At 37.9% G+C, this 13,906-nt stretch carries 13 protein-coding genes and 1 pseudogene; 2 read left to right on the top strand and 12 right to left on the bottom strand.

Translation table 11 applies throughout. From position 1 onward, the window contains the following. Positions 1-4: 4 nt before the first annotated feature. The 6 genes and pseudogenes from CGC64_RS09110 to CGC64_RS09085 form a co-directional block, all read right to left on the bottom strand. Positions 5-1,612, bottom strand: a complete 1,608-nt coding sequence (locus CGC64_RS09110) for a hypothetical protein (RefSeq protein WP_005677578.1) — start codon at positions 1,610-1,612, stop codon at positions 5-7. Between the two features lie 447 nt (positions 1,613-2,059). Next, on the bottom strand, positions 2,060-3,052 hold the full coding sequence (locus tag CGC64_RS09105) for a YeiH family protein (RefSeq protein WP_005677575.1): 993 nt from the start codon (positions 3,050-3,052) through the stop codon (positions 2,060-2,062). 118 nt (positions 3,053-3,170) lie between these two features. After that, positions 3,171-3,545 (bottom strand): YccF domain-containing protein, encoded by a 375-nt coding sequence (locus CGC64_RS09100; RefSeq protein WP_005677574.1) that lies wholly within the window; start codon positions 3,543-3,545, stop codon positions 3,171-3,173. Positions 3,546-3,719: 174 nt separating this feature from the next. Next, positions 3,720-3,932, bottom strand: a pseudogene (locus CGC64_RS19105) (Fic family protein); the annotation flags it as partial. 894 nt (positions 3,933-4,826) lie between these two features. Continuing rightward, a complete protein-coding gene (locus tag CGC64_RS09090; RefSeq protein WP_022041423.1) occupies positions 4,827-5,723 on the bottom strand; it encodes a LysR family transcriptional regulator in 897 nt (298 codons plus the stop codon). A gap of 58 nt (positions 5,724-5,781) precedes the next feature. Then, the gene (locus CGC64_RS09085; protein ID WP_005677572.1) at positions 5,782-6,369 is read right to left on the bottom strand and encodes a DUF6621 family protein; all 588 of its coding nucleotides are present in this window, start codon (positions 6,367-6,369) and stop codon (positions 5,782-5,784) included. A gap of 222 nt (positions 6,370-6,591) precedes the next feature. Between CGC64_RS09085 and clpB the strand changes: the two genes are divergently transcribed. Continuing rightward, entirely contained in the window at positions 6,592-9,180 is a 2,589-nt protein-coding gene (clpB, locus tag CGC64_RS09080; RefSeq protein ID WP_005677571.1) for an ATP-dependent chaperone ClpB, read from the top strand. A gap of 57 nt (positions 9,181-9,237) precedes the next feature. On the opposite strand, the gene CGC64_RS19295 is transcribed toward clpB, so the two are convergent. The 6 genes from CGC64_RS19295 to nusB all read right to left on the bottom strand — a co-directional run bounded on the left by CGC64_RS19295 (position 9,238) and on the right by nusB (position 13,238). After that, complete coding sequence (locus CGC64_RS19295; protein ID WP_032837595.1) at positions 9,238-9,486, bottom strand: hypothetical protein; 249 nt, start codon at positions 9,484-9,486, stop codon at positions 9,238-9,240. A gap of 366 nt (positions 9,487-9,852) precedes the next feature. After that, positions 9,853-10,284: a DUF5606 family protein gene (locus tag CGC64_RS09070; protein WP_005677570.1), complete on the bottom strand. Its 432-nt coding sequence runs from the start codon at positions 10,282-10,284 to the stop codon at positions 9,853-9,855. Between the two features lie 24 nt (positions 10,285-10,308). Beyond that, entirely contained in the window at positions 10,309-10,923 is a 615-nt protein-coding gene (coaE, locus tag CGC64_RS09065; RefSeq protein WP_005677569.1) for a dephospho-CoA kinase, read from the bottom strand. Continuing rightward, positions 10,913-11,932 (bottom strand): CdaR family protein, encoded by a 1,020-nt coding sequence (locus CGC64_RS09060; RefSeq protein WP_005680328.1) that lies wholly within the window; start codon positions 11,930-11,932, stop codon positions 10,913-10,915. Before CGC64_RS09060 ends, coaE begins: the two co-directional genes overlap by 11 nt. 16 nt (positions 11,933-11,948) lie before the next feature. Beyond that, positions 11,949-12,272: a preprotein translocase subunit YajC gene (gene yajC, locus CGC64_RS09055; protein ID WP_005677565.1), complete on the bottom strand. Its 324-nt coding sequence runs from the start codon at positions 12,270-12,272 to the stop codon at positions 11,949-11,951. Positions 12,273-12,311: 39 nt separating this feature from the next. Further along, a complete protein-coding gene (gene nusB, locus CGC64_RS09050) occupies positions 12,312-13,238 on the bottom strand; it encodes a transcription antitermination factor NusB (RefSeq protein ID WP_005677564.1) in 927 nt (308 codons plus the stop codon). A gap of 168 nt (positions 13,239-13,406) precedes the next feature. Between nusB and CGC64_RS09045 the strand changes: the two genes are divergently transcribed. Further along, on the top strand, positions 13,407-13,811 hold the full coding sequence (locus CGC64_RS09045; RefSeq protein ID WP_005677562.1) for a PUR family DNA/RNA-binding protein: 405 nt from the start codon (positions 13,407-13,409) through the stop codon (positions 13,809-13,811). Positions 13,812-13,906: the final 95 nt, after the last annotated feature.

Here is a 13,906-nt window from a genome sequence, read left to right as displayed (position 1 = left end):
GATTTTAATTTATTGTTATTTTTATCTGTTGATTAGTATCTATATTCTGAATTTCATATTCAGAATTTTTCTCCATTCTAGTAGTGAAAGGAGTTATCAGATATTTACCTTTCGTTGTTGGTCTCAATGCTTTCCTGCATGGCTCCAACTCCATTGTACTAGTCCATATTTCATTTACCTCACATACGACACGTCCAGTTAACATACGATTTAAAAAGCTTTGTTTTTGAAATTTATTAGTAAATATAACCTTTCGCGCCCCATGTATTTTCAGTGACTTGTAATATGGCTCAGTTATAGTAATACGCCCGAGTTTTATCCGTGGATATACCATAATCTTTATTGCGAAAAGCCATAAAATTAATAGAGTAATGAAAAGTATCACCAACCAAGATAACATTATTGCTAAAGGATTATGATCGATACTATATCCCGCACGAACAGATAACTGATATTGTTCTGTTGGAATCCTATTGATACGATCTGTCTCTTTTGCTTGTATTGGGTTAATTAGAAAATAACGTTTGCCTTGCCGGGCATTTTTATTGAATATAATGGATAAGATGCTATTATTTGTTTTTCCATCAAAAACAAACTCATTCTCCGGACAAGGTATTTCATTAATTAATATCTGATAGTCGTTTGCCCCGTCTGAGCTCGTAACTTTAAAACGTACACTTGAGGCATACTCAATAGCAGGTTGATTAAAACTTTCACTGAGATTACGACGGAGAGTATCCTGTTTTTTTTCTTTCCAAAAGAGAAATGTCGGATAATAAGAAGCTTTTCCCATATTAGTTTCTTCCTCATCTATCATTGTCAGTACTCGTTCAGGCTTATTCACGACATTAACTGTCAGATTAGAATTCAGAATATCTACTCCCTTAGCTTTCACTTCTATCTCAAAATCATATCTGTCTTTTCCATTAAGTATAGCTGCTATTTCTTGCTTAGGTTTTCTTGCATCTATCTTGAATACAGCCTTACCATCTGAAATCATATTGCTAACTAAAGAAACATCGAAAAGAGAATCTTTACAATTGACAGACGCGTCATACTTTCCTACTGTAGAGAACGGTAGTTTTATCTGTTTTTCCAGTTCCAATGTATTAGTAGTTAGTATTTCCTCTTCAAAAATTCCAAAGGGACTGATGTGCCCTTTCGGGTCAATAAGTCGGATAGTACTACAAATTCCAATAGCATCTGAAAGTTCTTTTTCATTTTTCTTGGCACTTTCTGTTAACATAACATAAAACGCATAACTATTCTTATATTTACCACACCATTCACGGATACGTTGACAAAGGGCTCCAATCCCTTTTACCGTATCCTCTCCATCCGTCAGTATATAGAAATAATTGTCTTTATTTACATCAATATATTGTACGCCTTTGTCCCAGGCAGAACAAATATTTGTATTCGTTTTATCTTTTATATATTTATTGAATTGTTCTTCAATCTTATTCCAATCAAAATTCCTGCATTCAAACTGAATAGTAGGGTGAGTAATCCCCTGGAATGGAACAATAGTTACTGTTGAAGAAGGAGATAATCTTTCAATATCTTCCCGCAAATATTTTTTAGTCGGTTCCCATATGTCTACTGTTTTCATTGATTGTGTACAATCAAATAAATAAATATAGTTTCGTTCGCGTTGGGCGTGCAATGGTACGCAAAATAGCATACAGAGAATAAAAAAGAAATTGTTCTTCATATATTATAGGTTTTACAATTCAATATGTGCAAAAATATCAAAAATAAATGAATAAAAGAATTCTTTCAGGTTATAAAATATATTTTTTCAATCATGCATCCATACTACTCTTAGTAAAATGCTCTTGCCCATTATCTTTCTTATAAATAACTGGAGAATCGTTTTGTTTATTATCGCTCAAATAATCAAACATTCTCCTCTCCCGACTTCATTAGTACATCACTTTAAAATTTCAAATAAGTACAAAGTTTTGTTTTTACTTCAAATAGAAGTTTTAAAAAGCAATTGGGGGAATATTCATATAAAGTAATACTCCCCCAATTACTTACATTATACATCGTATGTTTATACAAAATAGATATATGCCAACGTGCTCAAGCTAATCACTACCCAAAGCAAAACTCCCTGTAACAATGGCTTAATTCCGACTGCTTTTAGCACATCAAGAGAAAGAGAAGCGCCGATAAAGAACATGGTAATTGTCAATGTTTTACGGGCAATTCCGTTGATTGCAGCTCCCAACTGCGGCACTCCGTCAAGTAAATAAGTATTTACCACCATTGCCAACACAAAGAAGAAGATAAACCAGGGAATACTGATCTTCTGTCCTTTACTTTTAAAGATAAATGAAGTGGCAAAGGCCATAGGAATTATCCAGAGAGCGCGAGTCAGTTTGATAGTAGTGGCCACTTTCAAGGCTTCCTCTCCATAAGCAGCGCCTGCACCAACAACCGAACTTGTATCGTGAATAGCAATTGCCGCCCAAGTTCCGAACTGTTGCTGATCCATACTCAAAGCATGACCAATCATCGGGAAGATAAAAAGTGCAATCGCATTCAAAATAAAAATAGTACCCAGTGCAACAGACATTTCACTATCTTTCGCCCTCAACACCGGTCCTACGGCTGCAATGGCACTCCCACCGCAAATAGCAGTTCCTGAACTAATAAGATAGGCAGTGTTCCGGTCTATCTTAAACAACTTACGTCCGATGAACCAACCGATCACTAAAGTACCGATTACGGAAATAACTGTAAACTCCATACCTTCTTTACCGGAAGCTAGAGCCGAATGTAGATTCATTCCGAATCCCAGTCCGACAACAGAATATTGCAATAAATATTTAGATGTTTTCTTATTAAATTTCGGATGTGCCTGTCCGCAAGTCAACGCAAAAATAAGTCCAAGAAACAAAGCAACCGGAGGAGTCACCCATGCCGACCATGCCTCCAACCCCGGAATATAGTCTAAAAACAGAAAGAAAGTCAAAGTAGAAAGTAGTGCAACATAAATGGTTTTGTTGTTTCCCTGCAACGTTTTTGTAGCTGTTGAAATCATATATTTTATCTTTAATTGTTTTCGGGGTGCAAAGGTACAGGAAACAATCAAGACACACTAATAGTTTCTGATTATGTATTATAACTTTTAGTTATAGATAATCTGTTCAGAACTATCCTTACACAGTTATAATATCTTTTCCGAAAGGTGATAAAGCTAATGCCGCCAACTTAAAGTGCTGTAAACCAAAAGGAATACCAATAATAGTTATACACAACATCGCCCCAAAAAGCAAATGTGACAAACAAATCCAAATGCCACCCACGAATATCCATATCACGTTCATCAGTATATAAAGGCAACCACTAGAACGGCTTCCGTTTCTAACTTCCTTGCCAAAAGGCCATAAAGCAAGTCCTGCCAATTTCAACGTTTGCATCCCAAAAGGAATACCAATAATAGTAATCATCATTAATAAACTTGAGATAAGATATTCTACCGCCGTAAAAATTCCACCAAGCAACAGCCACAAAAGATTCATAAAACAGCCCATAATAGTAACATTTAATTATATATATAAATTCCTTTTAGTTATCTCGTCCGTCTCATTCTAATAAGTAAAAGCACGTTTATAATCGCCTTGTCGGACATCAAGAAATCATTGTAAATTATAATTTTCTATATCCATTATCCATTGATTTTTAATTCTTTAAGTATTCTATGAGTATCAGTCAAATAATCCAGAATAGAAATATTTCACCCATACTACATAAATATCTTGCGCCAAAAGGCAAGTATCAAGCAAATATCCGGGAGTAGACGCAAACTCTCTAAGTCCCCTATAATAAAACTGCTTATGCCGCTCGTTTATAATAAACGGAACTACGTCATGGCAAAGACACTCACGGAACATGATCAATCGTCCTACTCTACCATTTCCAGATATAAGCCCCCCTTTCGTTTAGCTTACTTTTCTTCCAGAAGATATATGGTGATCTTATCCATTAAGTTCTTGTATTTGATGATATAAGAACAAAGATAAAAAAGAAATATGAGATTTTATACAGAGTATGAGCAAACTTACCCAGAATCTCTGGAATAAACGAATAAAATGGGAGAAATGGCATTGAATGGCTTATGAATAAAGCGTTTATGATGCCAAACGAAGCCAACGGAGAAAAAGGGAAAATGCAAAGCACCCCTGCTTGATGGAAATAAAGGGACTAATATGTAGGAGGCAATATAACCGTAGTTTATATGTTAAGTCGGTAGATGACATATCTTTCGCAACCGGCATCATTGTATTTTCTTTCCTTCATCCGCATTGTTGCACTCTAGTAAACAGATCGGTGCACTCGGGTAGATAGCCCTATTCACTCCAGTGCACAAGCCTGTTTACTGGAGTGCAACGATAGGAATTTCTTATTGAAAATCTATTGATTTCAGTAGGATATTCTTTGATTGTCAGTTAGTTATAACGAAGATGAACAATAGTTTTGCTACAGCTTATTAAGTGTTGATGATTGGATGATGAGAATAACGTTTGCAATAGTATGAGAAATACCAATGATAGTATGAGAAATGCGGTATTTTAAGCGTGTTTTCTTGAATAAATTATGAGAAATACATGTAAACATTTTAATTCTCATAATTTATATGATTAGTAATCAGAAGGATAACTTTTTATATGAGAATATGAGAAATGAAATTGAAAAATCTTTTCTGGTGCCACACATTACTAAAAACCAAGACCAACTTCCCGCCATTTTGTTGCATCGTAACGCATTGAAATGCTGGGAAGTTACTCTGTATGTAAAAGTAACGGAAAAGCCGATTACAGACTTTTACTATGATGTCCCGCAAACCGCATAAAGACTTGGGATAATCCCCCCTCCTGCCCTTGCAGTTGCACAAAGTTAAATTCACGCTGCATAGGCATTCCCTTTATCTCAATTACACGCAGATTACCTGCAACGAGTTCTTTATGTACGGAACGGATAGAGACAATCCCCATACAATCAGTATGTTCGAGGAAAAGTTTAATGCTTTCCGTACTGCCGAGATACATCATTACATTTAAAGAAGACAGTTTCAGATTATGCTGCGACAAAGCACGTTCGAAGACATCCAGCGTCCCGGAACCTCTTTCACGCAGAACTAATGGAATATTCGGCAAGTCTTCCGGAGTAATCTCATCCTGAATATCCAGCTTGGTATGCGCGTGCACCACTGCTACAAGTTCGTCCTGCAAGAATGAAGTATACTTTAAGTTAGGCAGACGAAAGATTCCTTCCACCAAACCTAAATCTATCCGATGTTCCTGTAAGGCTGTTTCCACTCCCCGGGAATTTCCATTGATTAGAGAAAGATTGACCTGCGGAAACTTAGCTATGAAATTTCCCAATAAAGGAGGAAGGACATATTGGGCAATCGTTGTACTGGCACCCAGTCTCAATTCACCAATATACTCGTTATGCAACAAATGCATCTCATATTCCAGTTGCTTGTAATCATCCAGAATCTTCTCACTATGCTTCAACAGCAATTCCCCCGCATCGGTCAGCGAAATTTTACTTCCCTGACGCTCGAACAAACGAGCCTGATAATAAGTCTCTAACTCCTGGATATGCTTAGTGATAGCAGGCTGGCTTACAAACAGTTCTTGCGAAGCTTTCGTAAAACTCAGGTTCTTCGCTACACTTTGGAATACTTTTAAACGAAAATCAGACACAGGGCTAAATTTTAAGTATTAAATATATAGGTATAGTCAGCAAATATAGGAACTGATATTATTGTAGTTCGTCAGCTTTGATCCCCAATGCCTGCATCACAGGAAAAGCCAACATTTCCCATTTATACTTCACCGGAGCATCCGGTTCGTTCATGCGGAACTGAATCACTTCCTTATCTTTTATTTCATTCAGCGCATCAGCCACTTTCTTCCCGTATTCTTCATTAAAGGAAATCACAATCATTCTTTTCACATCAGCCGAATCGGCAACAATAGACAGCAAATCCAAGAATAAATCTTCCCTTGTCACCATTCCCTCCGAAGGGACACTGGCAAATGAATATTCTCCATAAGGGCTTTGAAAAGCAACCCCGTTCAGTTCTTTCTCCAGATCGGAAGGCCGGCAATGTACAAGCCGCCCAGACTCCTTATCGTAAACAAAAAGAAATTGGACTTCATTTTTCCCTTCCGTAATCCCGGCGTCCAAAGTAAGATAGGTAGTCAGTATCGAAAGGTCTATCTCTTGTAAAGAACGTTGCAAAGTATCTTCAAAGTATCCTTTCATATCTGTAATTACAAAGTTCAGAAAAGCTGCATCAATCAGCACTACTGTTTCAGACAGTTTTATTTGAGGTTTATCGTTCATATCTTATTTACAATAACATTACAGCCGATAAAGATACTACAATACTTTTATTTATCCTCCTCATTTCGCAGCAAATTCGTCAGTCATACACTGGAAAAAGAAGCCATTTTGTCCTGTAAGCTCCTTATAATCATGCTATTTTGTCACATTTTTCTACTTGGCAAATCTTTTGCGCCCTTTTAAGTGTTATTAGAAACATGAAAAAGAAAGGAGAACAACGATATGAACTTTAACAATTTTACAATCAAATCCCAAGAAGCGATACAGGAGGCTGTAAATCTGGTGAAAAGCCGGGGGCAACAAGCCATAGAACCCGTTCACATCATGCAGGGGGTGATGAAGGTAGGCGAAAACGTTACGAACTTCATCTTCCAAAAGTTAGGTATGAATGGACAGCAAGTAGCGGTTGTTGTTGACAAACAGATTGATTCGCTGCCTAAAGTTTCCGGTGGTGAGCCGTATCTGAGCCGTGAAGCAAATGATGTATTGCAGAAAGCAACCCAGTATTCAAAGGAAATGGGCGACGAGTTTGTTTCTTTGGAACATATACTGTTAGCGTTGCTCACTGTAAAAAGCACTGTATCCACCATTCTGAAAGATGCCGGAATGACGGAAAAGGAGTTGCGTAACGCTATCAGCGAATTAAGGAAAGGAGAAAAAGTAACGTCACAATCCAGTGAGGACACTTATCAATCATTGGAAAAATATGCCATTAACCTGAATGAAGCTGCTCGTAGCGGTAAACTCGATCCGGTAATCGGACGTGACGAAGAAATTCGACGGGTACTTCAGATATTAAGCCGGAGAACTAAGAACAATCCGATTCTGATTGGTGAACCGGGTACGGGTAAAACAGCTATTGTCGAAGGATTAGCGCATCGTATCCTACGGGGAGACGTACCCGAGAACCTGAAGAACAAACAGGTTTATTCGTTGGATATGGGTGCACTCGTTGCCGGTGCAAAGTACAAAGGTGAGTTTGAGGAACGTCTGAAATCGGTAGTCAATGAAGTGAAGAAGTCGGAAGGTGATATTATCTTATTTATTGATGAAATCCATACATTGGTAGGTGCTGGGAAAGGCGAAGGTGCCATGGACGCCGCAAATATTCTAAAACCGGCTCTGGCCCGTGGCGAACTGCGCTCTATCGGTGCAACCACCCTTGACGAATATCAGAAATACTTCGAAAAGGATAAAGCATTGGAACGCCGTTTCCAAATCGTACAAGTAGACGAACCGGATAACCTGAGCACGATTTCTATCCTCCGCGGACTGAAAGAACGTTACGAAAATCACCATCATGTGCGTATCAAAGACGACGCAATTATTGCAGCCGTGGAGCTAAGTAGCCGCTACATCACCGACCGTTTCTTGCCGGATAAGGCTATTGATCTTATGGACGAAGCTGCCGCCAAATTACGAATGGAAGTAGATTCCGTACCGGAAGAACTGGACGAGATCTCCCGTAAAATCAAGCAACTGGAGATTGAGCGAGAAGCTATCAAACGTGAAAACGACAAACCGAAACTGGAGATTATCGGTAAGGAACTCGCTGAATTGAAAGAATTGGAAAAATCTTTCAAAGCTAAATGGCAAAGCGAAAAGACGTTAATGGATAAGATTCAACAGAACAAAGTAGAGATAGAGAATCTGAAATTCGAAGCCGAGAAAGCTGAACGCGAAGGAGATTATGGCAAAGTAGCCGAAATCCGTTACGGAAAACTTCAGGCATTGGATAAAGAAATTGAGGATACTCAAAAGAAGCTGCGCGATATGCAGGGAGACAAGGCAATGATAAAAGAGGAAGTAGATGCCGAAGATATTGCTGATGTTGTTTCTCGTTGGACAGGTATTCCGGTTAGCAAAATGCTGCAAAGCGAGAAAGATAAATTGTTGCATTTGGAAGAAGAACTTCACCAACGTGTAATCGGCCAAGATGAAGCAATTGAAGCAGTTGCCGATGCAGTGCGCCGTAGCCGGGCAGGATTACAAGATCCAAAACGTCCGATTGGTTCGTTTATCTTCCTCGGAACAACGGGGGTGGGTAAGACAGAATTGGCGAAAGCACTGGCAGAATTCCTATTTGATGATGAAACGATGATGACCCGTATAGACATGAGTGAGTATCAGGAAAAGCATAGTGTTTCACGTCTGGTCGGAGCACCTCCGGGATATGTAGGATATGACGAAGGTGGTCAGTTGACAGAAGCTATTCGGCGGAAACCTTACTCTGTTGTGTTGTTTGATGAAATAGAGAAAGCGCATCCGGATGTTTTTAATATTCTGTTGCAAGTATTGGACGACGGAAGATTGACAGACAATAAAGGAAGGGTAGTTAACTTCAAGAATACGATCATTATCATGACTTCAAATATGGGAAGTTCCTATATACAAAGTCAAATGGAGAAACTGAACGGTTCTAATAAGGAAGAGGTAATCGAAGAAACGAAGAAGGAAGTGATGAATATGTTGAAGAAAACGATTCGTCCGGAATTTCTGAATCGTATTGACGAAACAATTATGTTCTTGCCGCTGACAGAAAATGAAATCAGGCAAATTGTCCTCTTACAAATCAAGAGCGTACAGAAAATGCTTGCTGAAAACGGTGTGGAATTGGAAATGACAGATGCTGCATTAAACTTCTTGTCACAAGTAGGTTATGATCCTGAATTCGGAGCGCGTCCGGTGAAAAGAGCTATTCAACGCTATTTGCTGAACGACCTGTCTAAGAAACTGCTAGCTCAGGAAGTAGATCGAAGTAAAGCGATCATTGTCGATGCTGGCGGAGACGGATTAGTATTCAGAAATTAAACACAATACAAAAAATAAGAAGTCGGTAGGTTTGCCAAGAAACTTACCGACTTCTTTTTATATCCCTGTATAGATAATCCTCCGAACTTCAGGCTGACAGTTCGGATGACTCATCACTAAAACATAAGTACCCTGTTTAGAAATTGTTATGGTAAGCAAAGGTAAAGCAAATTGGTGTTTTTCCCTTAATTCTCCTTGAGAATCATATAAAAATACCATTGTACCTGATAACAAATTAGTCAAGCATAACTCCCCTGATTCATTATCCAAACAGATATTCACTCCTTTATTCGTTATTGTCTCCATTCCCTATATAAAGCCTCCTGTTCCCTGGAAGGTGATTAATTATAAAAAAGCGTGAGAACTACACAATTTATCATACTTGAGGTCACTGGATAACTCAAGCATCGAATAATATCTTTAAACGCTTTTGTTGTCCATTTTCATTTTAACTGCCATAGACATCGTGAAAAATAGAGAACAGCGACAAAGATACATAAAAAGCACCATTATTTACAATATAAGTAGAAGATATTTATTTTAATAAAAGATTACCCAAATTATACTAATTTTTTTCTGAATTTACAAACATCTCTATAAAAAAAACATGATAACCACATTAAATGCGATTATCATGTTCTTTAGTCTCATTTAGACAAATGACATTAATTATTATTCTGCCACTACCTCTTCTTCCCCAACTTCCGCTTCTGGTTTAAATTCAGTAAGTCCATTAGATATCAACGTATTATACCAGGAAATCAATTTCTTGATATCTCCTACATGCACACGATCACGATCGAAATTAGGCAACACTTCAGCCAAGTATTCACGGAGTTGTTCCGGACTAGCCTTCTTCGGATCAAGAGAAGCAATTGCCGAATTTTCTTTCTTTTTCATCGCTTCCAACACATCATACAAAGGAACTTCCGCATCATCTGTGTACATTGCGATATCTGCCAAAGAGATAATTTTTTCATTACCATAAGCGGGGAAACGCTTCTTATCAGCATTGATTGATTCAACAATCAACATATTTTTTCCTTGCGAAATAAGTTTGTACAATCCCGGTTTTCCGGAGATAGACAAGATAGTCTTCAACATAGTATATATTCTTTTATTTATTAATTATTTTTTAGCGTCGCAAAGGTAATGATTATTTTTAGATAGCAAAGAAATAAGCTCCAAAACCTGCGGAATTAACGGTGTTTCATTGTCATTTACTATCACAAAATCGGCTTGTTCCCGCTTGGCCTCATCACTCATCTGTGCCTCAATACGCTTCAAGACCAACTCCCTTGATGAACAGTCACGTTTCATAGCCCGCTCTACTCTCACTTCCAACGGTGCATAAACCATTACAAGGAAATCAACTTCTTCTCTAAAACCGGATTCAATAAGGATAGCGGATTCCATACCAACCAGTCCGTTATTCCCGAAACGGACTGTCCATTGGCGGAAATCATCTTTTACCCGTGGATGAATAATAGCATTCACTTCTTTCACGTGTTCCGGATACCCGAACATATACTCCGCCAATAAAGTCCGGTTCAATTCTCCCCCCTGAAATACTTCCTGACCGACCAAAGCACAAAGTTCCCGGCGAATCACTGTATCGGTACAAGTAATACGTTTCGCTTCTGTATCCGCTATATAAACAGGAATACCCATTATCTCCAGCAACCGGGAAACAACGCTTTTCCCGCTACCGATACCACCAGTTATACCAACCTTAATCAACATCGGAAAAAGAAGATACTTGTTCTATCAAAAAGTCTACTTGTTCGGGTACAATACGGATTTGATTTATCCCATTCGGAAATGATTTCAATTTAACCGTATATTTATCAGAACCAAGCTTCAACAGTTCTTCATAAGAGACATTTATCACAAAATCATCGGCTTTAATACTACGAAAACGCTTCAATCCTACCTGAAAAGTTATCTGAACTTTAGAAGGAAATGCACGTAGGGCCTTATCCGCCGGAAAATTAATTCCATGTAACGGTACTTCGACTGTTTTCTCCGTATAAATATCTACCGGAAATGTCGCCTCAACCGAACTTGGAACGAACTTTACTCCTCTTAACGGAGCCAGAGATATTCGTTGCCGAGTGGTATCCGAAATATTCTCCAGATTTATTTTTTGGGTATAAGCAGTAGTAATCGTATCCAAAATCCCTTCGGGCGCATACACCAACACAGAATCCGGATTACAAATTGTATCCGAAACATAATATTGAAGCCCGGCAGTTACCTTCCCCTGAAGACGGACGGGTACTAACTTGGATTTTCCCTCGGAATAGATGTATTCTAATGTATCCGGCTTTATCGAGAGTATTTTAGAAGAGACATTCAACTGACTTAGTATCTTTTTCTCAAAATCGGATGCATAAATCTTCACATGATTATTTTTCCCTTTATAATCGAGAAAACTTAAATTGACTGGAAAAAAACTTTTTCCCAACATATAATTAAGCAGCACAGTCCCCTTATCCTTCACCCGAACCCGAAGTTCAGAAGGAGGTTCCGAAGTCAGCACTACATTATTGGGAAGGTCTTTTACCCGTACCGGAATAGAAAATTCCGCTTCATAATCATTATTTAACGTTTGGAGTAACCAGAATCCACCGGCTATCAGAAAAAAAAACAAAAAAATTAAGAACTCCCTGCTCTTATCGCTAAGCAGGAAGTCCTTAATTTTCTTGGATAGTTTTAAATATGTGTACCTTATTTTCCTACGATCAAGCATAGGCATTGTTTACCATTTACTTAGATTGATTACTAGCAGCCGAAGCGTCAGCGAAAATAGAGTTTTTATCTATCTTTATCTTTACGTTAGAAGCAATTTCAAGTACGATATAATCGTCAGTAATCTCCTTGATTGTTCCGTGGATACCACCAGCAGTAATAACCGATTGATTAACCTGAAGAGATTTACGGAAATTTGCTATTTCTTTCTGCTTCTTATTTTGAGGACGGATCATAAAGAAATACATGATAACAAACATTGCTATCAGCATGATCCACATCATACTTCCACCTCCGGCAGCACCAGCAGGAGCTTGCAATAATACAGTCAATACATTCATAAAAAATCAGTTTTAGTTTCTACTATATGGACAAAGGTATTAGTTTTTAGTCAACTTACCTTCTTTTTTCAATTGATTAACTATTCCATCTAATGTTCCGTTAATAAAGCTACCGCTTTTGGATGTGCTATACAACTTCGCAATTTCCACATACTCATTTAACGAAACACTGACCGGAATGTTCGGGAAACTTAAAATTTCGGCTAAAGCAGTTTGCATAATGATTACATCCATAAATGCAATACGATCCAGTTCCCAGTTCTTTGTATTTTCGCTAACAAGATGGCGATAATAGTCGGAATTTAAAATAGTACGGCGGAACAGACGGCGTGCGAATTCCTGGTCTTCGTCATCCTTAAATTCAGGAAGTAATTCCTGATTGGCACCCTTCTTTTCATCGAAACGCTTAATGGTCTTCAATACGAATGTATCTACAATTTCCTTATCATCGTTCCAATACAGACTCTGGTCCTCCAATACCTGGTCGAGAGAATCATTATTAAAGATATATGTCTTATAGATTTTTCTCCATAATTCGCGATCAGCTTCATATGAGTTATCATCAGAGGCCATATAATCCTTATATATATCAGTTTCTACAATCTTCTCATATAGTTCCTTCACGAAGTCCTGATCGTTTGCCCAAGTCCTTTTTTGATTGGCAATAAACTCGGACAGCTGCTTATTGACTTCCAATTGGGCAATAAACTTATTTTCCACAAACTTTTTGTTGGGATACAATTCTTCTTTCGTGGGTGCCAATTTAGCTTTTGCCGCATCAATACGCTTTTGCGCATACTCTGTCAATGCTATCATCAGCATTAGCAAATAGTTGTAAAGGTCATACGCCTTTGAAAGACTAAAGAATAACTCTTTCTCCGCTGAGTCTAGATTTTTGCTGCCATTCTGATAATAGGCATATACTATCTGTATAATCTTAAGACGAATAAGAACTCTGTTGATCATAAATTCAATTTATACTATTGTTATCGAACTGCAAAAGTAGATATTTTTAATGAGTTTCCACAAATAAATCACATTTTTTAATGCAGTATTTGATTCTCTGCGCTTTTTCTTTTGACAGTTTAAAAAAAATATCCAATTTTGAAGCCGATTATAAACGGACCGAAATATATGGAAGATTTAAAAAAGAAAATGAGCGCAGACATGAATGATAAGGAGATCGTATTCTCCAAGTCCATTAAAGCAGGTAAACGCATCTATTACCTCGATGTAAAAAAGAACCGTAAAGATGAAATGTTCCTTGCTATTACAGAGAGCAAAAAGGTGATAATGGGAGAAGGCGATGATTCTCAGGTGAGTTTCGAAAAACACAAGATTTTCTTATATAGAGAAGATTTTCAGAAATTCATGGCAGGATTGACAGAAGCTATCGATTTCATTGATCGCAATGACATGAACGACTATATCAGCCGTTTAACCCAGGAAGCAGATATGGAAAAAGAGCAAGCTGCTATTGAAGAAGAAGCAAAAGAGGAAAAATTGGGGAGTGAAATCAAGATTGACATTGATTTTTAAGAAGAAAGCTCTTTGATATATCAAAAAAAGACCGTACCTTTGCACCGCTTTTTTGCGACATCGTGTGATAATCCACATCGTGTAATGGTGAATTA

Source organism: Bacteroides caccae, from assembly GCF_002222615.2.
Lineage (GTDB): Bacteria > Bacteroidota > Bacteroidia > Bacteroidales > Bacteroidaceae > Bacteroides > Bacteroides caccae.
The sequence above is the reverse complement of the archived record's forward strand: the minus strand, read 5'-3'. Positions and strand labels throughout refer to the sequence as shown.

What these genes read in the sequence shown, in the direction of transcription:
- yajC (WP_005677565.1), bottom strand. Translation starts at nt 12,272, where the DNA reads ATGAATGTATTGACTGTATTATTGCAAGCTCCTGCTGGTGCTGCCGGA.
- CGC64_RS09110 (WP_005677578.1), bottom strand. Translation starts at nt 1,612, where the DNA reads ATGAAAACAGTAGACATATGGGAACCGACTAAAAAATATTTGCGGGAA.
- clpB (WP_005677571.1), top strand. Translation starts at nt 6,592, where the DNA reads ATGAACTTTAACAATTTTACAATCAAATCCCAAGAAGCGATACAGGAG.
- CGC64_RS09100 (WP_005677574.1), bottom strand. Translation starts at nt 3,545, where the DNA reads ATGGGCTGTTTTATGAATCTTTTGTGGCTGTTGCTTGGTGGAATTTTT.
- CGC64_RS19295 (WP_032837595.1), bottom strand. Translation starts at nt 9,486, where the DNA reads ATGGAGACAATAACGAATAAAGGAGTGAATATCTGTTTGGATAATGAA.
- CGC64_RS09070 (WP_005677570.1), bottom strand. Translation starts at nt 10,284, where the DNA reads ATGTTGAAGACTATCTTGTCTATCTCCGGAAAACCGGGATTGTACAAA.
- CGC64_RS09105 (WP_005677575.1), bottom strand. Translation starts at nt 3,052, where the DNA reads ATGATTTCAACAGCTACAAAAACGTTGCAGGGAAACAACAAAACCATT.
- coaE (WP_005677569.1), bottom strand. Translation starts at nt 10,923, where the DNA reads ATGTTGATTAAGGTTGGTATAACTGGTGGTATCGGTAGCGGGAAAAGC.
- CGC64_RS09085 (WP_005677572.1), bottom strand. Translation starts at nt 6,369, where the DNA reads ATGAACGATAAACCTCAAATAAAACTGTCTGAAACAGTAGTGCTGATT.
- CGC64_RS09060 (WP_005680328.1), bottom strand. Translation starts at nt 11,932, where the DNA reads ATGCTTGATCGTAGGAAAATAAGGTACACATATTTAAAACTATCCAAG.
- CGC64_RS09045 (WP_005677562.1), top strand. Translation starts at nt 13,407, where the DNA reads ATGGAAGATTTAAAAAAGAAAATGAGCGCAGACATGAATGATAAGGAG.
- nusB (WP_005677564.1), bottom strand. Translation starts at nt 13,238, where the DNA reads ATGATCAACAGAGTTCTTATTCGTCTTAAGATTATACAGATAGTATAT.